The sequence below is a fragment of the Ralstonia sp. 22111 genome (assembly GCF_052045895.1).
Classification (GTDB): domain Bacteria; phylum Pseudomonadota; class Gammaproteobacteria; order Burkholderiales; family Burkholderiaceae; genus Ralstonia; species Ralstonia wenshanensis.
Genome location: NZ_JBQEPR010000001.1, coordinates 791,495 through 811,127, shown reverse-complemented (window position 1 = coordinate 811,127; position 19,633 = coordinate 791,495). Strand labels below are relative to the sequence as shown.

Below are 19,633 nucleotides of genomic sequence, written 5' to 3'. Positions count from 1 at the left end.
ACCGCCATGCCACGATTTGCCCGCCTGTTCGAAGCCGCCGAGGACATCCTCGAAGCCTATCGCGATGCGCTCAAGCGCCGCGATGCCGACGGCGCGCTCAAGCTGTGGCTCGATGAAGATTCGGTGAGCTTTATCCTGCCCGACGGCCAGCGCCTGCACGGCCACGAGCAGCTGCGCGGCTGCCTCGATGCGCTGGTCGAAAAGAACCCGGTCTGGATCGAATGCCTCTCGCAGCAGGTGCATTCGTCGCTGGGCGTATCCATCTTCGAAGCCACGGAAGCGCTGCGCTTCTCGGCCACCGCCACCGAAGCCGATCTGTACGTGCACACGACCTACGTGCTGATGCAGAACCACGAAGGCTGGCGCATCGCCCACGTGCATTCCAGCCAGGCCGCCGAAGAACGCGTGGCCGCTTCCATCGCCAGCGTCACGCATTCCCTGCACTAAGCTGCCGCGCTTGGCGTGGCCGCCGTCTTTTTCGATGACCCACCCGTCTCGCCACGCCACTCCTCTTGAACTGAATCTGAGCGCCCTGCTTGCAGGGCCGTTCGAGCCGCACGCATTTCGTTCGCCGTGGTGGCTGATCGGCGGCAATGCGCAAACGATCGTGCCCGCGCGCCTGTGGCGCTTTCCGCGCATTGCGTATCGGCGTGAGCGCTGGGACACGCCCGACCACGACTTCATCGACCTCGACTGGACCACGCATGAGACCGACGCGAACGCGCCGCTCGTCGTCATGTTTCATGGCCTGGAAGGCGATTCGCGCAGCCATTACGCGCGGCTGCTGATGGACGCGCTGCGCGCACGCCGCTGGCAAGGTGTCATTCCACACTTCCGCGGCTGCTCGGGCGAGATGAACCTCGCGCCGCGCATGTACCACTGCGGCGATGGCGCGGAGGTTGCGTGGATCCTCGAACGCCTGTATCGGACGGTTTGCCAGCCGCAGGGCCGCAAGTTGCTGGTCGTCGGCATCTCGCTGGGCGGCAATGCGCTGCTGCGCTACCTCGGCGAGCACGGTACCGATGCCCGCTACGTGAGCGCCGCAGCGACGGTGTCTGCGCCGCTGGACATGCGGGCCGGCGGCGCAGCGTTGTCCAAGGGCTTCAACATGGTCTACACGCGGATGTTTCTGCGCACGCTCAAGGACAAGGCCAACGCCAAGCTCGACCAGCACCCCGGTCTGTACGACCGCGCCGCCATGATGGCCACGCGCACGCTGGGCCAATTCGACAATCTCGTCACCGCACCGCTGCACGGTTTTCGCGACGTGCTCGACTACTGGACGCGCGCTTCGTCCAAACCCGTGCTGCGCGAGGTGCGTGTGCCGGCGCTGGTGCTGAACGCACGCAACGATCCGTTCCTGCCCGGACAACACCTGCCCGGCCCGGCCGACGTGTCACCCGACATCACGCTGGACCAGCCGCTGCACGGCGGCCACGTCGGCTTCCTGCTGCGCCATGGCAAGACGGGCCGCGTGGATTGGATGCCTGCGCGCGTCCTGCGCTTTTTCGATGACGTACTGGGCCGCCAAGCCAACGCGGAGGATGCTCATGGATGACATCGTCCGCCAGGCGATGGCCAAGTGGCCGAACGTGCCGAATTGCTTTGGCTGGCTGGCGCTGGATCGGCGCGGCCAATGGCGCATGCGCAACGAATACGCGCAGGCCAACAAATTGTCCGGCGAGCCAATTCGCCATGCGGCGCTCATCGACTTCATCGTGCGCAACTACGCGCATGACGATGCCGGGCGCTGGTTCTTCCAGAACGGGCCGCAGCGGGTGTTTGTTGAACTCGATTACACGCCGTGGGTGGCGCGGCTGTCAGCCGACTGCGCGCCGCCAGCGTTCACGACAACCACCGGCGCTGCGTTCTCGCCGAGCGGCTGTTTTGTCGACGAACACGGCAGCGTGCTGCTCTCGGGCCGCGTCGGCGGATGCGAAGCAGAAGAGACCATTGCCCTGCTGCACGACCACGATCTCGAGCCGTTCTCCTCGTTGGCCCAATGGCACGCAGACGCATGCGGAGCCGCGCTGGGTACGCTGAACCTGGGGGATCGGACGTTCGACATTGAGCCAATTGCGAGCGCCGAAGTCGCAAAGCGCTATGGTTTCGTAACCCGGCCAGCGGAATAGCCTCAACTGCGCGCCCTATTTGGGCAACGCCTTGTCTTCCGCCTTCTCTTCACGGTATTGCCGCTCCATCTGATGCAAGCGCGCATCCACTTCGGATAGCGTGTAGAAATCGGCATCTCCCGCATCGCGTGCGAGCTTAAGTTGCTCCACCGCCGACCCCCACGCCCCATCCCGTGCGTATTTCTCCGCCAGCGCGCGATGCTGCTCAACGCGCTTGCCCTTGTCGGCGTACGCCCGGGCAAGCATGTCCCACCAGATTGGCTGGGCGGTGTCTTCGCGGGTCTTGTCTTTCAGATACGGAATCGCGTCATCGGCCCGGCCGGCCGTCAGCAGCGTTTGCGCATAGGTGATGCCGACCGCGCGTGACAGCGGATACGCAGTGAGTGCTGCGCGCGCCAACGTCAACGCCTCGGATGCGCGGTTACGAGCGCGTGCCAGTTCGATGGCCGTTACGTCCAGCTCGACGCTGCCCGATGTGATGCCGGGAATGTTGCCGTACAGGCGTCGCGCCTCCTGCAGCGCCTGCTCAGCGTCATCCAGCCGGCCGGCCATCTGGTTGGCGACGGCCACGCCGTACCAGAGCGCCGCGCGCTTCTCGACCGGCGCATCCGGTGCCGACGACAACTGCGAGCGCATCGCATTTCGCACGTCGATATAGGCGCTTGTTGACGTTTCCTGCAGCACGCGTGCACGCGCCTTCGCGAAGCCAAATTCCGGCCGGCGCGGTTGGCGCGGATGTGGCAGGCCACGCGCGCGGTCTTCCATGTCGGCGATGCGCTCGCCGGTCAGCGGGTGAGTGCGCGCATAACCGGGAATCACGCCAGTATCGGCAATGTTCGTGACGCGCTGCAGACGACGGAAGAATTCCGGCATGCCGTCGGGGTTGTAGCCAGCGCCGGTGAGCAGCGTGAAACCGACGCGGTCGGCCTCGCGCTCTGCGCCACGCGAGAAAGCGAGCTGGTTCGACACTGCCGCCGCCTGCCCACCCATCGCCAGCGCCTGGGCGGCGTCACCGCTCTTGGTGGCCGCAAGACCCGCCAGCAGGATCGACGCCAGCGCAATCCACATCGACTCACCGGATTTATCGATGCCGCGTGCAATGTGCCGCTGCAGCACGTGGCCGATTTCGTGGCCGAGCACCGAGGCCAGCTCTGATTCACTCTCGGTCGCAACCAACGTACCCGTGTTCACGCCGATGTAGCCGCCCGGCAGCGCAAACGCGTTGATGCCCGGATCCCGCACGGCGAACAGCTCAAAACTCGACGCCGACGTGCTGCCCGCCACGTGCTGACGGCGTGCCGCTTCGATCAGCTTGTAGCCGATTGTATTCAGGTAATCGGTGATCAGCGGGTCAGGCACGAAATCCGGATCGCGGCGTATCTGGCGCATCACACGGTCGCCCAGACGGCGCTCCATCTCCGGCGACAGCGACGCCGTCGACGGATCGCCCATATCGGGCAACTCGTACGTCGGCGCGTCAATAACAGCCGGCTCCTTCGGCAAATACGGCGACTGCCGGCCGATCTGCACGCTGCGATTCAGGTTGCTCTGCACCTGATCCGCCGCCGCAGCAGAGCCCAACCCCGGGTTGACCGAGGCCGCCGGCGTGGACGCCGCCGCCTGCGCCAGCACGGGCAGCGGCAGGGGCGCCAGCCACGTCGACAACAACACAGCAGCCGTCAGCTTGCGGACGCGCGGCCGAAAAAGTGAAAGCGTCATACGGAAAGCACGGAGAGCGGAATCAGCGCGGCCACATCGCCGCAAGCCGGGTGCTTGCTATCATAAAACGCTTCGCACCCTGCCCCGCAAAACGCGCTGTCACTCATGTCGCAACTCACCCACTTCGATTCCGCCGGACAAGCCCATATGGTCGACGTCGGCGACAAGGCCGTCACGCACCGCGTGGCCGTCGCCACCGGCACGATCCGCATGTTGCCCGAGACGTTTGCGCTGGTGCGCGATGGCAACGCCAAGAAAGGCGATGTGCTGGCGATTGCGCGTGTTGCCGCAATTCAAGGCTCCAAGCGAACGTCGGATTTGATTCCGTTGTGCCATCCATTGGCGTTGACGAAGGTGGGGGTGGAGTTTGCCTTGGATGAGGCCGCAAGCGCGGTCCGCTGTACGGTCCGAGCGGAGACGCGTGGGCAGACGGGTGTTGAAATGGAAGCACTGACTGCGGTGCAGGTGGGGCTGCTCACCATCTACGACATGTGCAAGGCTGTGGATCGGGGAATGGTGATTGGGGATGTGCGGTTGGTGGAGAAGCGAGGGGGGAAGTCGGGGGAGTGGGTGGCCGATTGATGCACAAGAAAGAGCGCTCATCGAGCGCTCTTTCTTGCTGTATTAAGTTTCAGCCTTTTCCGCCACAGACACTCCAGTCTTCGATTTGCTGCACGGCTGAGCGCCTACGCCAGCCATAACCCACGCGAGCACGTTCGCGTTGGTCTTATTGTCGGGAGTGGCGGTGACCGTGCAGCTACCGACAGCCGGTTTTCCCGCCATGTTAATGACACCCCCGCTGTCGAGAGTCACCTTCGCATTTAGAGGATCTGGAAGATTCTCGTAGCCTATTTCCGCTTTTAAGAGGTCGGGGGTATCGCACGTTCCGGCAATCGTGCCGCTATTCTTTTGGGCACACTCCGCAATTGCCAGTTTCAAAGGTTGTATCTGTGTATACACTTCCGCCCACTTTGAACGCGTCACGTAGTCTTGATACTGCGGGACAGCAATAGCAGCCAAGATGCCAATAATCGCAACCACGATCATCAGCTCAATGAGGGTGAAGCCTCGTTGCCGACGAGATTTGCTTCGATACTGAACTCGCATAGATTCTCCACAATTTATGATTTCACTTCACTCGAAATCGAGAGTGAAGCGAGAGTAGTGGACAACTTTGCAAGTTCGACGTCCGGCAACGAATTTTTACCAGCGCATAATCCAAATCTTAAAGAAAAGTCGCTGCATTAAATTCAGAAAACCAAGATTGAATTTTCCATCAATCTGCGTTAGCGAGTAGCTTTTCTGATTTCAGGCGCGAACAAAACGTCTTTAAGCTGCCAAAGTTGCGTTGACAGGTCTGGCTCAGCAAGAAGCTCTGCGCAGCAAAATCCGTCCAGTAGTGACTATAGAGGCGTCGAACCTGAATGACTGCCTCCTCGGTCCTACCTTCAAATGCCAACGCCAAGGCGTACCGCTGGATCGTCGACGATGCGGGGTAGAACTGCACCGCTTGTCGCTCCAGCTTCACCAGCATCGGCGCAGTCTGCTCGTTGACGGAGGCGTTCATAGCGACGACCAACGTTGCATAAGGGGTTAGCAACAGGGGGCCGCCGCCCGGGTATCCCGCCGATGCGCCGCGCGCACCTGGTACGAAATAGAGCCGCTCCACCGAGCGGTAGTCCGCCCACAGACGGGCAAGAAGCACCGCACCCAATACAACGATCACACCCGAGCAAACCCACGCTACGGGCGGGGAAGGAAATCGCAAGGCCTTGCTGTCGAGCAATCCCAAAGCAAAGGCAAACGGAAATAGAAAAAACACGTAGTGAAGGGGGTATTCCACCAGCGAGTGCACAACCATCACGGCAATCACGGCAGACAGGAATGCCACCTCCGGAGACCGCAGTCGCTTGGGCAAACCAAGCGCCCACCAAGCAAGCGGAACCACCACCGCCAGCAACCCGGCCACGCCCACCTTTGCCAATAAGTCCAGCACGATGTTGTGTGCATTCATCGACATCTCGACTGGGCCGACCGTGTCCGTTTGGACGTATTGATTCCATGCGTAATCGCCCCACCCGCCGCCGAGCCAAGGATGCGTGAGGAAGATGTGCCAAGCATGCTTCCAAAGTAGCGGGCGTAGGCCGACGCCCTCGTGCATGCGTTGCCCCATGGATCCTGGCAGATCCAGATTCCAAGCGCCATTGGCGAGTGCGACCAGCCAGCCGCAGGTCTGATACGCCAGTGCTAGCAGCAGTACAGGGGCGCTGAGTGCAAGCAATCGGATCGGCCATGCACGGCCACGCGTTTCTGCAGCAAGCGGTATGCCGGCCAGCAGCCCAACCACCGCAATATGGAGCCAAGTCACTCGCGAGAAGGTCAATGCCATGCCCAACAGTAAGGTGAGCATCGCGACCATTAGCAATCCGAGCCACTTCTTGTGCCGATTGCCCAAGAAGAGAGATGCCGCCAACCCGAACGCCAGATACGAGCCGACGTGATTGGGTTGATTCAGATTGCCCCACATGCGCCGCGCACCACCTGTGGGGGTCATCGAGAATAATGTCTCCGGCAGATTCGGCACACGGAACACTTGCACCAACTCAATCGCCACCGTAAGCAAACCACCAATGGTGACGGCAACTGCGATGGCGTCCAGCACGCCAGGCAGGTCGCGGCACCGTGCGCCTAAGCCGCAGATGACTGCCGCCGCTAACAATGCCGCTATGGCTCCGGCAGAGAAAAACGGATTGAGCGGTGGCGCAATCGCCAATTGCAGGATCAGCACTGCAATCAATGCCAGTGGCGCGAGCGCGACTCTCGGCAGACCAACGGCTTGCCCCCACGTTGCGCCCAATACCGCCACCCCCAGCGCGATCCAGCACGCGGCTGCCACCCACTCGGAATAGAACGTAGGGATTGGATAGGTATGTGGCGCGACCAGGAACGGGATCGCCCAGCACGCCCCCAGGGCTAGCCAGACTGGCAAGAGCAAAACGGAGAATCGGCGCATCGATGAGTAGGACTACGGAGATGCTAACGAAAAGAGCGCCCGAAGGCGCTCTTGCTAGGCGGGCTAGTTTAGCTTAGGGGCCGTTCGCCACACCAGTGTTTGCGGGCGAAAACCGCTTACTCGAACCCGTCGATTGGTGCGTAGCCTTTGATCGTGCCTTGCGCATCGAGCAACGCAATCCATGTATCGAGTTGCTTTTTGCTGACAAGCGGCAGGTAGTAGAGCTGATCGACTGGCAGGCCGGTCTTCTTGGCAGCCTCGTCGATGATGGCTTGTTTCTCCGATGGCAATTTGGCGCGCCGCGCATCAAGCCTTTTCATGCGTTGTCGTACGACGGGTCGGCTCTTTTCGTAGGGTTGCCACCAGCCGGGGCGGGCGCTCGGCTCGATTCCTAGCGTCGACAGTTCGATGCTCTTCAACGTTTCGCTCCCGTCCTTCGGGGTGCGCGTCCCGATCAGTACAGGGCCTGTCCATGAAAGTGCTTGGAAGCCGGCCGGTGCAAGCGGCAAATCAGCGGTATTGATCTCCGCCGCCGAAACAGTGACCAGTCGATCTGTTTCGAAGGCCAAAATCACTGGGCGCGCCAAAGTCACGCTATGTAGGCCATAAAGCAACGCCGCGAGCTGCACCAATGCAACCAGCGATAGGTCCAGTGTTAGTTCACGGCGAGACTTGGCTGGATTAAACAGCACGCTTGTGAGTAGCGGACCACAGACGACATCCACCCCAATCACAATCCAGAAGAGATGCTGACCACCTGCAAGCTCACGGTAGGGGTACGGAAACCATAGACCGAACATGACGGCGGCAGTTAGTGCCGCCACAACAAGACTCAAACCAAGATGGATGAACGCAGCCTTGACAGCTGCTCGCACTCTCGCATGATCAATCAGGACCGCATTTGCCGATTTTTTAAATCGCCTCATTCTAGTAAAGACTCGGAATGCGCATAAAAAAAGGATTCCAGTTTTCCTGGAATCCTTTTTTAAGGACGTGTTCTATTCAGCGGCAAAGCCAATTATCGGCATTGCGCCGGAGCGTACTTAGCCAGCAGAGTTCCCGCGATGCCTGGCGTGATACCGTTTGCCGTTGCGGTGCTGTTCACCGCCGACGCGCAGCCCCAATCCAGAGCGCCCGAGGTACCAGCGGTTACGGCAGCAAAAGCGCTTTGACCCTTACCACCATTCGAACCGTCGCGCATCCAAGGAGTCAAGGTCACCGTGTTAGCCGCAGCCGTCACACCAACCGAGTTTGCGTCATAGGTGATCACAATAACGGGGTTAGCTGTTGCAGCCGTACCTGCAGCGGCAGGAGCCGTTGCGGGGTCAAACAGAACCGATGTAACAAACTTGGAAGTTGCGCCGGTTTTGTTTGCCTGTTGATTCCAGTTGTACTCAACATTCCCCATATCGATCAGCGAAGACACCCCCTCAGAAGCCAGCGTCGTCTTTGCTGGCTCAGCCAAGCTCAGGCCTTCGGTGATGCGCGTACGCACCGTGTAATCCTGATAAGCCGGCAGCGCGATGGCAGCCAGAATACCGACAATCGCCACCACGATCATCAGTTCGATCAGCGTGAAACCCTTCTGGACACGCTTGTTGAGTCGCATCGACTTCATGAAATCCCCCGGATTGTTTGGTTAAAGATGATGCGGGGGGAGATACAGCATGGACCGTGCCAGCCGAAAAGCCGTGCCTGTCAGCGAAAAGCTGACGCGGTTCGTATGAGCGACGTGACAGAGTGTGACATCTTTTGACACTAGTTGACGAAGTTCGTCAATTTGAGAACCATGGATCACTTACGCACGATGCAACGTTCGCTGGCTCAGCCATCGGCCTAGCGCCACTACAAGCAGAGCGCCAAGCAGCCCCACCACCACATCCGGATGTGGCACCGCGCGCTCAAACCACGCCGCATCAATCGGATCGGTGACCAGCATGTCGCCAGCCAGATAACCAAGCAGCGCCGCCCCGAGCGTGATGATGACCGGAAAGCGCGCCATGATCCCCACCAGCAGCGTGCTGCCGAACACGATCAGCGGTACCGACAATCCAAGCCCCAGCACCAGCAGCAGAAACGTCGTTCCCGGCGGCCCTTTCTCGGCTGCGGCGGCCACGGCGACGACGTTATCGAGCGACATCACAAAGTCGGCGATAAGGATTGTCTGGATGGCGGGCCATAGGCCGGCACGCTGATGGCGATCGGCAGCTTCATCTTCGGCTTCCGTGAGCAGCTTCACGCCGATGTAGGCGAGCAGCAGCGCGCCAATCGTTTTCAGATATGGCAGCGCAAGCAGCTTGACGGCCAGCACGGTCAACACCACGCGCAGCACAATGGCGCCGGCACTGCCCCAGAAGATGGCCTGCTTCTGCTGGCGCTTGGGCAGGTTGCGCGCGGCCAGCGCGATGACGACCGCGTTGTCGCCCGACAGCACGATGTTGGTCAGGATGATGGAGCCGAGTGCGAACCAGAATGCGCTTGAGGTGAGCGCCATAGTGTTCTCGTAGATGTCCTTGGGGTGGGCTTGCGGTGGGCCCGCTTGCAGCATCTTGTTTGCTTATACACATGTCGTGCCTGGATCGCATGCTGCGTCGCGACCAAACAAAAACGGGAGGCCAGGCCTCCCGTTCTCGCATAACCTCAAACCTTGCCGATTACAGCATCGCCTTGAGCAGACGTGCCATTTCCGACGGGTTCTTGGTGGTCTTGATGCCGCAGGCTTCCATGATGTCGAGCTTCGCTTGCGCGGTGTCGGCACCGCCCGAGATCAGCGCGCCGGCGTGGCCCATGCGCTTGCCCGGAGGCGCGGTCACGCCAGCGATGAAGCCAACCACCGGCTTCTTCATGTTGTCCTTGATCCAGTAAGCCGCGTTGGCTTCGTCCGGACCGCCGATCTCACCGATCATGACCACGGCGTCCGTTTCCGGATCGTCGTTGAACATCTTCATCACGTCGATGTGCTTCAGACCGTTGATCGGGTCGCCGCCGATGCCGACTGCCGACGATTGGCCCAGGCCCAGCGCAGTGAGCTGACCCACGGCTTCGTACGTCAGCGTGCCCGAGCGCGACACCACGCCGATGCGGCCCTTGCGGTGGATGTGGCCCGGCATGATGCCGATCTTGATTTCGTCCGGCGTGATCAGGCCCGGGCAGTTCGGGCCCAGCAGCAGCGTCTTGCTGCCGGCCTTACGCATCTTGTCCTTGACCATCATCATGTCGCGCACGGGGATGCCTTCGGTGATGCAAACCACCAGGTCCAGTTCGGCTTCGACAGCTTCCCAGATGGCGTCAGCGGCGCCTGCGGGCGGCACGTAGATCACCGACACGGTCGCGCCGGTCTGGGCCTTGGCGTCCTTGACGGTTGCGTAGATGGGAATGCCTTCGAAGTCTTCGCCGGCCTTCTTCGGGTTCACGCCTGCGACGAAGCAGTTCTTGCCGTTGGCGTAATCGCGGCAGCCGCGGGTGTGGAACTGGCCGGTCTTGCCGGTGATCCCCTGGGTGATGACCTTGGTATCTTTGTTGATCAGAATCGACATGCTGTAATCCTTTTATGCAGCGAGCCGCGCCGACGTACTCAGCAGCGGGCGCAACTCGCGTTCGCGTATGGTTGGGTCAGCGGGCGGCTTACTTGCCGGCGGCTGCGGCCACGACCTTCTCGGCGGCCTCTGCCATCGTGTCTGCGGCAATGATGGGCAGACCCGAGTCAGCCAGCATCTTCTTGCCGAGGTCTTCGTTGGTGCCCTTCATGCGCACGACCAGCGGCACCGACAGCGACACAGCCTTCGCCGCCGCGATCACGCCTTCGGCGATCACGTCGCAACGCATGATGCCGCCGAAGATGTTGACCAGGATGGCCTTCACGTCCGGGTTCTTCAGCATCAGCTTGAAGGCTTCGGTCACCTTCTCGGTGGTGGCACCGCCGCCCACGTCGAGGAAGTTGGCCGGCTCGCCGCCGAACAGCTTGATGGTGTCCATCGTGGCCATGGCCAGGCCGGCGCCGTTCACCAGGCAGCCGATGTTGCCGTCGAGCGAGATGTAGGCTAGGTCGAACTTCGAAGCTTCGATTTCAGCCGGATCTTCTTCATCCAGATCGCGGTAGGCCACGATTTCCGGGTGACGGAACAGCGCGTTCGAATCGAAGTTGAACTTGGCGTCCAGCGCGATGACCTTGCCGTCGCCGGTCAGGATCAGCGGGTTGATTTCAGCTTGCGAAGCGTCGGTTTCCCAGAATGCCTTGTACAGGCCCTGCAGGGCTTGGCGGGCTTGCGGCACGCTCGCGTCGGGCACGCCGATCTTGCGGGCGATGTCGTCAGCCTGGGCGTCTTGCAGGCCGGCTTGCGGATCGATCAGAAGCGTGTGGATTTTTTCCGGGTGCGATTCTGCGACTTCTTCGATGTCCATGCCGCCTTCGCTCGAGGCCATCAGCGCGACCTGCTGCGACACACGGTCCACCACCAGCGACACGTACAGTTCCTTCTTGATGTCCGCGCCTTCTTCGATCAGCAGACGCTTGACCAGCTTGCCTTCCGGACCGGTCTGGTGCGTCACCAGCGTCATGCCCAGGATGCTGCTGGCGTATTCCTTGACCTGCTCCATGCTCTTGGCCACCTTCACGCCGCCGCCCTTGCCACGGCCGCCCGCATGAATCTGCGCCTTCACGACCCACACCGGGCCGCCCAGGGTTTCTGCGGCCTTGATAGCCTCGTCGACCGAGAAGGCCGGAATGCCGCGCGGAACCGGCACATTGTATTTGCGCAGGATTTCCTTGCCTTGGTACTCATGGATATTCATGCGTGTTTCCTTTGCTAGGCAGAGTGAGTGTGATGAGTATTGAAAACGCGAACAGCGCGGTGCCCTTCAGGACGAGGGCTCAGGCGACAGTTCGGTGGGTGGCGGTTGGATCTTGGCTTCGGGCTGATATGCAAACCAGCGCGGGTAATGCTTGCGGACCACCTCGCCCTCAAGGTGCAGGGCATGGCAGCCGTGGAGTTGATAAGGCGGCTTTTCACCGGGCTCCACAGGCCGGAGGTCGTTCGAGTTGTCGCGCACCGGGAAGACGTCGCCCGCGAAGGCCTGGATGGCGGCGGTCGGCAGCACGCCACACAGCTCAGTCAGGTGCGTACAACCCGCCACGCCGCCAAGTCTCTCACGCGAGGCCTTTCGAAATCCCTTCATCAGGTTCAGGCCGATGAGCTTTCGGTAGGCGGGGCCAATCGTGTCGCAATGTGTGGGGTACGGCACCCAGTCGGAACACGCTTCGGCATCCACGACGTTCATGCGGGTATCGATCGTCACGCGCAGCCACAGGTCATGCAGCGGCTGGCCCTCGGGGCGCACGCCGCCGCTGGCCAGGGGGATGTCGCGTGGTTTGGTGTCGGTCAGGCGCGCTTCGATGTCCCACAAGCCGTCTTCCCGCAAATAGGCCTCCACCGTGATGGCACGGCGGTGGCGCATGACGCGCGGGACGGGGGCAGACAGAGGCATGGACCAGACAGACCGATAGGACCGATGGAGGCGGCGCACGCGGATCTCGCGCATCGCCTGCAGGACGTATGTAGAAGCGCATCAGCCGCCACACACGAACACTACCGCCCAGCAACCAGAATTGAGGGCGATATCAAAGACTTGGATTTTAACACGTCGCCACGACCGGGCAGGTCGCGTGCTGCAATGCAGTGTGAAAGTGGTTGCAACAACCTCGAGAGGTGCAACTCACGCGATCCGCACACAAATGAATTGTCCGGACGAATTGTTGCAAGATCGACAGTATTCAGTCCGCCCCGTCCCCATCTTCGAGCAGTTCATCGGCGCCTGCAATGATGCGCGAGACTACGGCCCTGGAGAATCCACGCGCCATCATGTATCGCACCTGCTTGGCCCGTTCGGCCAAGTCGGCCGGTGGGCGGCCGAAGCGCTTTTCCCACAGGGCTTTCGCCCGTGCCGCTTCCGTGCTTTGCAGTTGGGCCTTGACCTCGCCGAGCGTCTCTGCGCCCAGCTGATGCGTTTTCAGCTCCTGCATCAAGCGCGCTGTACCGTAGCGACCTGCGCGGCGGTGCACCATGCTTTCGGCAAACCGTGTGTTGGAGAGCCAGTTCTCGCCTTCCAGCCAATCCAGCAGCGCGTCGACCTCCTCGGCGGATGCGGCGTGCGGAGCCAGCTTACGGCGCAATTCGATGCGGCTGTGCTCGCGCCGAGACAGATAGCCCAGCGCACGAGCCTTGAGCGATAACGGTGGGCGCGGCAACGGCATACGGTTCCAGGCTCAAAAAGAAAACGCCCACCGTTGGGGGACGGCAGGCGTATGAAGCTCGATAGAGCCGTCGATCTGCGTCGACGGCCAACCCAATTACTCTTCTCCGACTTCCTCGGCCACTGCGATGGCGCCCATCGGCGTCACGCCCAGTGCTTCGCGAACCTTGTTTTCGATGTCGCGGGCAAGGTCGGGGTTCTCACGCAGGTATTCACGGCAGTTGTCGCGGCCTTGGCCGATGCGCTCGCCGCCGTAGCTGTACCAGGCGCCGGACTTTTCAACAATCTTGGCTTCCACACCGAGGTCGATGATTTCGCCCTCGCGCGACACGCCCTGGCCATACAGGATGTCGAAGATGGCCTCGCGGAACGGCGGCGCCACCTTGTTCTTGACGACCTTGACCTTGGTCTCGTTGCCGACCACGTCGTCGCCCTTCTTGATCGAGCCGATGCGGCGGATGTCCAGACGCACCGAAGCGTAGAACTTGAGCGCGTTACCACCCGTGGTCGTTTCCGGCGAGCCGAACATCACGCCGATCTTCATGCGGATCTGGTTGATGAAGATGACCATGCAATTGGTCTTCTTGATGGTGCCGGTCAGCTTGCGCAGCGCCTGGCTCATCAGACGGGCCTGCAGGCCAGGCAACGCGTCGCCCATTTCGCCTTCAATTTCAGCCTTCGGCACCAGCGCGGCCACCGAGTCAATGACGATCAGGTCGACCGAGCCCGAACGCACCAGCGCATCGGCGATTTCCAGGGCCTGTTCACCCGTGTCCGGCTGGGAGATCAGCAAGTCCGGCACGCTGACGCCAATCTTGTCAGCATAAGTGACGTCAAGCGCATGTTCTGCGTCGATGAAGGCGCAAGTACCGCCCAGCTTCTGCATCTCGGCAACCACTTGCAGTGTCAGCGTGGTCTTGCCCGACGATTCCGGACCGTAGATTTCAATGACGCGGCCGCGCGGCAGGCCGCCAACGCCCAGCGCCACGTCCAGCCCCAGCGAACCCGTCGACACGACCTGGACCGGCTCGACCTCGGCGTCGCCCATCTTCATGATGGAGCCCTTGCCGAACTGCTTTTCGATCTGCGCGAGCGCGGCAGCCAGCGCCTTCTGCTTTTCCGCGCTCATCGCGGCTGCCTTCTTACCGTCTTCCATGGTCGTCCTTCGTGCAAATTGGTGTATAAATGGGCCGCAAGGGCTTGCGATTCCAGCGGTTGCCTGCAACAACGGGCCGCTGGCTGATTGCCCCGACGCGACCCATTCCATGACTTTAGCGCCGCCAAGACTACAGCACCGCGAATTCGGAGTACTGTATAAAAAACCAGTGGTTTTGACAAGTCTCCAGAACATATGTCGCGCGAAAACAATGTAGCGGGCGGGATGGGCAAGACATCTTGCCCGGCATCGCGGGGAGACACGCATGCGCATCCTGATTGCCGAAGACGACGCCACGCTGGCTGACGGGCTCACACGCTCGCTACGCCAGGCGGGTTACGCCGTCGACCAAGCCTCCGATGGGGCGACTGCCGACGCGGCTCTGTCCGCGCAGACGGCACAGACCTATGATCTGCTGATTCTCGACGTGGGCCTGCCGCGCATGTCGGGGCTGGAGGTCCTCAAACGCCTGCGCTCGCGCGGGGCCATGCTGCCGGTGCTGATCCTGACCGCCGCCGACAGTGTGGAAGAACGCGTCAAGGGCCTGGACCTGGGCGCCGACGATTACATGGCCAAGCCGTTCGCGCTATCCGAGCTGGAAGCGCGCGTGCGTGCGCTGGTGCGGCGCGGCACCGGCGGCGGCGCCACGCTCGTGCGCCATGGGCCGCTGGCGTTCGACCAGGTCGGGCGCATCGCCTATATCCACGATCAGGTGGTGGAACTGTCGGCGCGCGAGATCGGGCTGCTGGAGATTCTGCTGGCGCGCGTCGGCCGCCTGGTGTCGAAAGAGCAACTGGTCGACCACCTGTGCGGCTGGGGCGAGGAAGTCAGCAACAACGCCATTGAGGTCTACATCCACCGGCTGCGCAAGAAGATCGAGGTGGAAGGCATCCGCATCGCGACCGTGCGCGGGCTGGGCTATTGCCTGGAACGCATGGCCACCCCAACGACCACCACCGCGACAGCTGCCCATGGGTGATCGGCTGGCCTGGCCGTGGCGTCGGCATCGCGCGTCGCTGCGCGAGCGCGGCGATGCGGCGCCCGGGCCCAATGGCCGTGACGAGGACAGCGACCTCGCCGACACCCTCCCCCACCTCGAAGACGACGCCACGCGGCCCGTCGCCCGATCCCTCTTCGGCGAAATTCTCGACTGGATGCTCGCGCCGCTGCTGTTGCTGTGGCCGATGAGCATTGCGGTGACGTACCTGGTGGCCAAGTCGATTGCGAATGCGCCATATGACCGCGCGCTGGAATCGAGCGCGATCGTGCTCAGCCAGCAACTGCGCGAGGTGAATGGACGCGTGACGCTGCAACTGCCGATCTCGGCGCGCGAAATTTTGCGTGCCGACGAAACCGACAACATCTACTACCAGGTGCTCGGCACCAACGGTGAGTTTGTCTCGGGTGATCGCGACCTCCCGCTGCCGCCCGAAGAAGACGCCAACGCCGGTGGCCTCGTGCAACTGCGCGACGACCACATCCACGGCGCAGAGATTCGTGTTGCATATACCTTCGTGCAGCGGCCGGGCTCCGACGGCAAGCCCGCGCTGGTGCAGGTGGCGGAGACGCTCGACAAGCGCGCGCAACTCGCCAACGAAATCATCAAGGGCGTGATCCTGCCGCAGTTCGTGATCCTGCCGTTGGCGGTGATACTGGTGTGGTTCGGCCTCACGCGCGGGCTGGCGCCGCTCAATGCGATTCAGGAACGCATTCGCGCGCGCAACCCGGGCGACACCAGCCCCATCGATGAAGGCGCCGCGCCCCAGGAGCTGACGCCGCTGGTAGCGTCGTTCAATGATCTGCTGGGGCGGCTGGAGCAATCGGTGCATACGCAGAAGCGCTTCATTGCGGATGCCGCGCATCAGATGAAGACGCCGCTGGCCGGGCTGCGCATGCAGGCCGAGCTGGCCCAGCGCGAACAATCGCCCGATGAACTGCGCCGCACGCTCGCGCATATCGCCGACAGTTCGGATCGCACGGCGCACCTCGTCAAGCAGTTGCTCTCGCTGGCACGCATGGAGAACATGGGCGCGACCGACGGTCTGGTGCCGCTGGATATCTGCGCGCTGTCGCGCCAGGTGGTGGCCGACTGGCTGCCCAAGGCGTGGGCCAAGCAGATCGATCTCGGTTTTGAGGAGCCGGGGCCGCCGGTCATGATTTCGGGCAATGCGACGATGCTCGCCGAGATGCTCAACAACCTCCTCGACAACGCGATCCGCTACACGCCCGACGGCGGACATGTCACCGTGCGCGTGACTACGGCGCCATTCGAGCCGTTTGTCTTCATCGACGTGGACGACACCGGCCCCGGCATCCCGGTGGCCGAGCGCGAACGCGTGATGCAGCGCTTCTACCGCATTCTCGGCACACAAGCCGAGGGCAGCGGGCTCGGCCTGGCCATCGTGCGCGAGATCGTGCAGCAGCATGGCGGCGACATCGAGGTGCTCGACAACGTGTACCAGGCGTCGCCGCGGCTGGCGGGGGCGCGCTTTCGCATCACGTTGCACCTCTGCTCGCGGGGCGAGGAAACCAACGCATGAGCATTACGCCCGGAACCCCGGCACGCCGCCGGTGGATTACCAACATGCGCTGGATCGCGGCGCTGCTCGCGGTGTGGTTTGTGGTGACGTTCGTGGTCGCGTTCTTTGCGCGCGACCTGTCGACGCACTTCTTCAACTCGGACTGGACGTTCGCCTACTGGGTCGGCGCGCAGGGTGCGCCCATCGTGTATGTGCTGATTACAGTCCTCTATGCGTGGCGCACCAACCGCGCCGCGGATGCGGCCACACAAGACGACGAAACGGCGCAAGGCGAGGCATCTAAGTCATCCCACCCGCCGTCCATCTGACCCGGACGTTACGCGGCACCCAGATGGCGGAGCTTCACAAAGGCCAACGCCGCCATCACCGCGTCGTTAAGCGCGTCGTGCGCGTCCCAGGTCGGCAAGTCCAATCCCTCCATGACAGTGGCGAAGCGCAGATCCAGATCGGGGTCGCCCTGTTGCCGATACGGCGGCAGCTGCCGGAACTGATAGTCGTAATACAGGACGGAGACTTCAATCTTGGGCTGCGGCAAGCCGATGCCAAGCATGGGCGCCACCACCCGATTGAGCATTGCCACGTCGAACTCAAGGTAGTAACCCACCAATGGCCGGCTGCCGATGAAGTGCAGCAGTGCATGAACGGCCTGCTCGATCGATACACCGCTGTCCAGGTCGCGGTTGCGCAGACGATGCACGCAGATGCTATCTGCGCGCATCTCCCCGCACGGCCTGATGAGCATTTCCAGGCGCTGGCTGGTCAGAATGCGATTGCCGACGATACGGACGGCGCCGATGGAGATGATCTCGTCGGTGCGCACGTTCAAGCCTGTGGTCTCGCAATCGAGCGCGACCCACTCGTCTGGTGGCGGGGCCTCGAACAGGAAGCGAAACGCCGGATCGCGCAACCTGCGCAACTGGCGCCGCCTTTGCAGTGCCTGCAGCCAGTCGGAGAGCCGTCCGTTCATGACTGCCCGTCCATCTTCACATCCACTCGGTCCGCCAGCGCTGCCGCAGCAGCGCCTTGAAGCGTTTTACGGTGCTCAGCGCATCCTTGAGCAGATCGCGCTCCAACGACGACAGGCGCGACAGGTGCACGTCGCACGACACGGGTTGATGCGCATCGATTTCCGCCAGCCCGGCCTTGAGCCGCAGCGTCATCAGGAAATGCAGGCTCTCGCTCAACTCGGCAGCCATGTGCGCGTCGAGGGCCTCGGCGCGCACCAATGCATCCAGGCGCGGCACAGTGCCGGTCTCGTCGAGTATGCGGTGGGCCAGCGCAAGGCTGCGCACCCCGTGGACAATCGGGAAGATGCCCTCCTTCTTCACGTCGAGCACTGGGTCGGAATCGCCAAACCCGAGCAGGCGATCCCGCCAGCCTGGCGCGGCACTGAAGGCTTCAACGGCAGCGGCAAAGCGGCCAAGTACCGCGTCATTGTCGATCGTCAGTTCCAGCAGCGTCCGCCGCAGTTGTTTGAGCAAGGCGGCATCGCCGCACACCGCATGCGCATCGAAAAAGATGGCCAGATGCATCAATCCCTCGGGGCTCGGAAGGATCAGCCATTCGCGAATGCGTCGCGCAAAGTCGCTCGCGCTCATGCACCACTCGGGCCGGCTGAGCATGATGCCGCCCGGGCAAGGCGGATAGCCGAACGCGGCCAGCGCATCGGAGAAGCGCGTGACGATGCGCTGCAGATCAGCGGGAGGCACGTAGCCATCGCGCAGCACCAGCGCGTTGTCCTGATCGGTCTTGAGCAGTTGCTCGCCGCGCCCCTCGCTGCCCATGACGAACAGGCAACTGTTTTCCACCAGTTCCCGGGGGGCGATCATCTGCCAGGCCCGCTCAAACAGCCGCGCGTTGATTTCGCGCACGAGGCTGGCAACGTGGTCAATGCGCGAGCCGCCACGGGTGAGCAGCGCGACCATCCGCGTGATCTGCGCGGCCACCTGCGCGAGTGCGTCCAAGTCCTGGGCGAGGTTGATCTGCACCGTCAGCAGATACGAGTGATTGGCCAGGAAGCTGAACACATCCAGTGATTCGAGCAAACCGAGAATGTCGTCCCCCTGCGTGACGACGAGCCGGTGAACGCGATGGCGCAGCATCAGCGTCAGGGCGTCGCCGATCTGCGCGGAGGCCGGCACGGTAATGAGCGAGAACTGGCTCATCTGGCCTACCGGCAGACGATCCAGCGGTGTGCCTTGCAGGACGGCGCGCTGCAAAGAACTGCGTGTGAAGATGCCCATGCGCGGCGGGCTGCTGGTGCCATCACGCACGAGCACGTTGGAAGTGTTGTGTGCCTGGAACAGCTTGACCACGGAGACCACGTCGGTGGCGGCATCAACGAAATGGGCAGGCCGGATGAAGGCATCGCTCACGCGCGAGACGGCCAGCGACTGCATCGTCTCCATGCTTTGCCGCTGGGCAATGGCACTGAGCTTACTGCCAAGGTCCGAGAACAGCAGCGCGCCAAAGGTGGCGTTGGCCGCAATGAGGTCACGCATCGCCTGGCGCGCAACCTGATAGACGACGACTTCTTCAGCCGCGACGAAGCGGCTGCTCGCCTTGCCGGCCACCAGCGCCCGGCCGTCAAAGCAATCGTCGGGGCCATAGGTGGCGATCAGCTCGTCGCCGTCGTACTGGGCGACGTGGCCTTTGATGATCAAGAACAGGTGCAGCGGTGCGGCACCCGTATCGAGGATGATCTGCCCTTGCGGGTAGTAGCCGATGTCGACGGCATCGCGCACCAGGCGCTGCTCGTCCTGGTTGAGGCAGTCGAACGGCCAGACGTTGAAGTTGAAAGCGCTGGGCATGGTCGCCTTGAAGG

At 62.3% G+C, this 19,633-nt stretch carries 20 protein-coding genes; 7 read left to right on the top strand and 13 right to left on the bottom strand.

The window, feature by feature from the left end; translation table 11 throughout:
• Positions 1-6: 6 nt before the first annotated feature.
• Genes ACTJK4_RS03815 through ACTJK4_RS03805 form a run of 3 tightly spaced genes read left to right on the top strand, consistent with a single transcriptional unit; the run spans position 7 to position 2,132 of the window.
• On the top strand, positions 7-447 hold the full coding sequence (locus ACTJK4_RS03815; RefSeq protein ID WP_009239042.1) for a YybH family protein: 441 nt from the start codon (positions 7-9) through the stop codon (positions 445-447).
• Between the two features lie 34 nt (positions 448-481).
• Positions 482-1,558, top strand: coding sequence for a YheT family hydrolase (locus tag ACTJK4_RS03810; RefSeq protein WP_440816126.1), 1,077 nt, complete (start codon positions 482-484; stop codon positions 1,556-1,558).
• Positions 1,551-2,132, top strand: a complete 582-nt coding sequence (locus ACTJK4_RS03805; protein WP_440816123.1) for a DUF2946 family protein — start codon at positions 1,551-1,553, stop codon at positions 2,130-2,132. Before ACTJK4_RS03810 ends, ACTJK4_RS03805 begins: the two co-directional genes overlap by 8 nt.
• Positions 2,133-2,147: 15 nt before the next feature.
• Here ACTJK4_RS03805 and ACTJK4_RS03800 read toward each other — a convergent pair whose 3' ends face one another.
• Positions 2,148-3,851: a beta-barrel assembly-enhancing protease gene (locus tag ACTJK4_RS03800; protein WP_440816120.1), complete on the bottom strand. Its 1,704-nt coding sequence runs from the start codon at positions 3,849-3,851 to the stop codon at positions 2,148-2,150.
• 105 nt (positions 3,852-3,956) lie between these two features.
• Between ACTJK4_RS03800 and moaC the strand changes: the two genes are divergently transcribed.
• Positions 3,957-4,433: a cyclic pyranopterin monophosphate synthase MoaC gene (gene moaC / locus ACTJK4_RS03795; protein ID WP_440816117.1), complete on the top strand. Its 477-nt coding sequence runs from the start codon at positions 3,957-3,959 to the stop codon at positions 4,431-4,433.
• Positions 4,434-4,475: 42 nt separating this feature from the next.
• Here the strand turns inward: moaC and ACTJK4_RS03790 are convergent, their stop codons facing one another.
• The 10 genes from ACTJK4_RS03790 to recA all read right to left on the bottom strand — a co-directional run bounded on the left by ACTJK4_RS03790 (position 4,476) and on the right by recA (position 14,269).
• Positions 4,476-4,958: a pilin gene (locus ACTJK4_RS03790; RefSeq protein ID WP_440816114.1), complete on the bottom strand. Its 483-nt coding sequence runs from the start codon at positions 4,956-4,958 to the stop codon at positions 4,476-4,478.
• 169 nt (positions 4,959-5,127) lie between these two features.
• Complete coding sequence (locus ACTJK4_RS03785; RefSeq protein WP_440816112.1) at positions 5,128-6,864, bottom strand: Wzy polymerase domain-containing protein; 1,737 nt, start codon at positions 6,862-6,864, stop codon at positions 5,128-5,130.
• A gap of 116 nt (positions 6,865-6,980) precedes the next feature.
• The gene (locus ACTJK4_RS03780; RefSeq protein ID WP_440816109.1) at positions 6,981-7,790 is read right to left on the bottom strand and encodes a TfpX/TfpZ family type IV pilin accessory protein; all 810 of its coding nucleotides are present in this window, start codon (positions 7,788-7,790) and stop codon (positions 6,981-6,983) included.
• A 92-nt stretch (positions 7,791-7,882) separates the two neighbouring features.
• The gene (locus ACTJK4_RS03775; protein ID WP_440816107.1) at positions 7,883-8,482 is read right to left on the bottom strand and encodes a pilin; all 600 of its coding nucleotides are present in this window, start codon (positions 8,480-8,482) and stop codon (positions 7,883-7,885) included.
• 180 nt (positions 8,483-8,662) lie between these two features.
• Entirely contained in the window at positions 8,663-9,358 is a 696-nt protein-coding gene (locus tag ACTJK4_RS03770; protein WP_440816832.1) for a TerC family protein, read from the bottom strand.
• 160 nt (positions 9,359-9,518) lie between these two features.
• Positions 9,519-10,400: a succinate--CoA ligase subunit alpha gene (gene sucD, locus ACTJK4_RS03765; RefSeq protein WP_116575903.1), complete on the bottom strand. Its 882-nt coding sequence runs from the start codon at positions 10,398-10,400 to the stop codon at positions 9,519-9,521.
• An 88-nt stretch (positions 10,401-10,488) separates the two neighbouring features.
• Positions 10,489-11,655: an ADP-forming succinate--CoA ligase subunit beta gene (gene sucC / locus ACTJK4_RS03760; RefSeq protein WP_092973140.1), complete on the bottom strand. Its 1,167-nt coding sequence runs from the start codon at positions 11,653-11,655 to the stop codon at positions 10,489-10,491.
• A 66-nt stretch (positions 11,656-11,721) separates the two neighbouring features.
• Complete coding sequence (locus tag ACTJK4_RS03755; RefSeq protein ID WP_232042048.1) at positions 11,722-12,348, bottom strand: DUF2889 domain-containing protein; 627 nt, start codon at positions 12,346-12,348, stop codon at positions 11,722-11,724.
• Between the two features lie 286 nt (positions 12,349-12,634).
• Positions 12,635-13,114, bottom strand: a complete 480-nt coding sequence (gene recX / locus ACTJK4_RS03750) for a recombination regulator RecX (RefSeq protein ID WP_260803021.1) — start codon at positions 13,112-13,114, stop codon at positions 12,635-12,637.
• A gap of 96 nt (positions 13,115-13,210) precedes the next feature.
• Entirely contained in the window at positions 13,211-14,269 is a 1,059-nt protein-coding gene (gene recA / locus ACTJK4_RS03745; RefSeq protein ID WP_232042046.1) for a recombinase RecA, read from the bottom strand.
• A 265-nt stretch (positions 14,270-14,534) separates the two neighbouring features.
• Between recA and ACTJK4_RS03740 the strand changes: the two genes are divergently transcribed.
• From ACTJK4_RS03740 to ACTJK4_RS03730, 3 genes are read left to right on the top strand one after another with little or no spacing between them, the layout of a single operon-like run.
• Positions 14,535-15,248, top strand: a complete 714-nt coding sequence (locus tag ACTJK4_RS03740; protein ID WP_232042045.1) for a response regulator — start codon at positions 14,535-14,537, stop codon at positions 15,246-15,248.
• On the top strand, positions 15,241-16,809 hold the full coding sequence (locus ACTJK4_RS03735; RefSeq protein ID WP_232042044.1) for a sensor histidine kinase: 1,569 nt from the start codon (positions 15,241-15,243) through the stop codon (positions 16,807-16,809). The genes ACTJK4_RS03740 and ACTJK4_RS03735 overlap by 8 nt, the downstream gene beginning before the upstream one ends.
• The gene (locus ACTJK4_RS03730; protein ID WP_232042043.1) at positions 16,806-17,117 is read left to right on the top strand and encodes a sodium/substrate symporter small subunit; all 312 of its coding nucleotides are present in this window, start codon (positions 16,806-16,808) and stop codon (positions 17,115-17,117) included. Before ACTJK4_RS03735 ends, ACTJK4_RS03730 begins: the two co-directional genes overlap by 4 nt.
• A gap of 8 nt (positions 17,118-17,125) precedes the next feature.
• Here ACTJK4_RS03730 and ACTJK4_RS03725 read toward each other — a convergent pair whose 3' ends face one another.
• Entirely contained in the window at positions 17,126-17,776 is a 651-nt protein-coding gene (locus ACTJK4_RS03725; protein WP_440816100.1) for a 3'-5' exonuclease, read from the bottom strand.
• A 16-nt stretch (positions 17,777-17,792) separates the two neighbouring features.
• Entirely contained in the window at positions 17,793-19,619 is a 1,827-nt protein-coding gene (locus ACTJK4_RS03720; RefSeq protein ID WP_440816098.1) for a DUF294 nucleotidyltransferase-like domain-containing protein, read from the bottom strand.
• Positions 19,620-19,633 lie beyond the last annotated feature (14 nt).

Coding starts and splice junctions, on each gene's coding strand:
- ACTJK4_RS03815 (WP_009239042.1), top strand. CDS start 7: ATGCCACGATTTGCCCGCCTGTTCGAAGCCGCCGAGGACATCCTCGAA.
- ACTJK4_RS03810 (WP_440816126.1), top strand. CDS start 482: ATGACCCACCCGTCTCGCCACGCCACTCCTCTTGAACTGAATCTGAGC.
- ACTJK4_RS03805 (WP_440816123.1), top strand. CDS start 1,551: ATGGATGACATCGTCCGCCAGGCGATGGCCAAGTGGCCGAACGTGCCG.
- ACTJK4_RS03800 (WP_440816120.1), bottom strand. CDS start 3,851: ATGACGCTTTCACTTTTTCGGCCGCGCGTCCGCAAGCTGACGGCTGCT.
- moaC (WP_440816117.1), top strand. CDS start 3,957: ATGTCGCAACTCACCCACTTCGATTCCGCCGGACAAGCCCATATGGTC.
- ACTJK4_RS03790 (WP_440816114.1), bottom strand. CDS start 4,958: ATGCGAGTTCAGTATCGAAGCAAATCTCGTCGGCAACGAGGCTTCACC.
- ACTJK4_RS03785 (WP_440816112.1), bottom strand. CDS start 6,864: ATGCGCCGATTCTCCGTTTTGCTCTTGCCAGTCTGGCTAGCCCTGGGG.
- ACTJK4_RS03780 (WP_440816109.1), bottom strand. CDS start 7,790: ATGAGGCGATTTAAAAAATCGGCAAATGCGGTCCTGATTGATCATGCG.
- ACTJK4_RS03775 (WP_440816107.1), bottom strand. CDS start 8,482: ATGAAGTCGATGCGACTCAACAAGCGTGTCCAGAAGGGTTTCACGCTG.
- ACTJK4_RS03770 (WP_440816832.1), bottom strand. CDS start 9,358: ATGGCGCTCACCTCAAGCGCATTCTGGTTCGCACTCGGCTCCATCATC.
- sucD (WP_116575903.1), bottom strand. CDS start 10,400: ATGTCGATTCTGATCAACAAAGATACCAAGGTCATCACCCAGGGGATC.
- sucC (WP_092973140.1), bottom strand. CDS start 11,655: ATGAATATCCATGAGTACCAAGGCAAGGAAATCCTGCGCAAATACAAT.
- ACTJK4_RS03755 (WP_232042048.1), bottom strand. CDS start 12,348: ATGCCTCTGTCTGCCCCCGTCCCGCGCGTCATGCGCCACCGCCGTGCC.
- recX (WP_260803021.1), bottom strand. CDS start 13,114: ATGCCGTTGCCGCGCCCACCGTTATCGCTCAAGGCTCGTGCGCTGGGC.
- recA (WP_232042046.1), bottom strand. CDS start 14,269: ATGGAAGACGGTAAGAAGGCAGCCGCGATGAGCGCGGAAAAGCAGAAG.
- ACTJK4_RS03740 (WP_232042045.1), top strand. CDS start 14,535: ATGCGCATCCTGATTGCCGAAGACGACGCCACGCTGGCTGACGGGCTC.
- ACTJK4_RS03735 (WP_232042044.1), top strand. CDS start 15,241: ATGGGTGATCGGCTGGCCTGGCCGTGGCGTCGGCATCGCGCGTCGCTG.
- ACTJK4_RS03730 (WP_232042043.1), top strand. CDS start 16,806: ATGAGCATTACGCCCGGAACCCCGGCACGCCGCCGGTGGATTACCAAC.
- ACTJK4_RS03725 (WP_440816100.1), bottom strand. CDS start 17,776: ATGAACGGACGGCTCTCCGACTGGCTGCAGGCACTGCAAAGGCGGCGC.
- ACTJK4_RS03720 (WP_440816098.1), bottom strand. CDS start 19,619: ATGCCCAGCGCTTTCAACTTCAACGTCTGGCCGTTCGACTGCCTCAAC.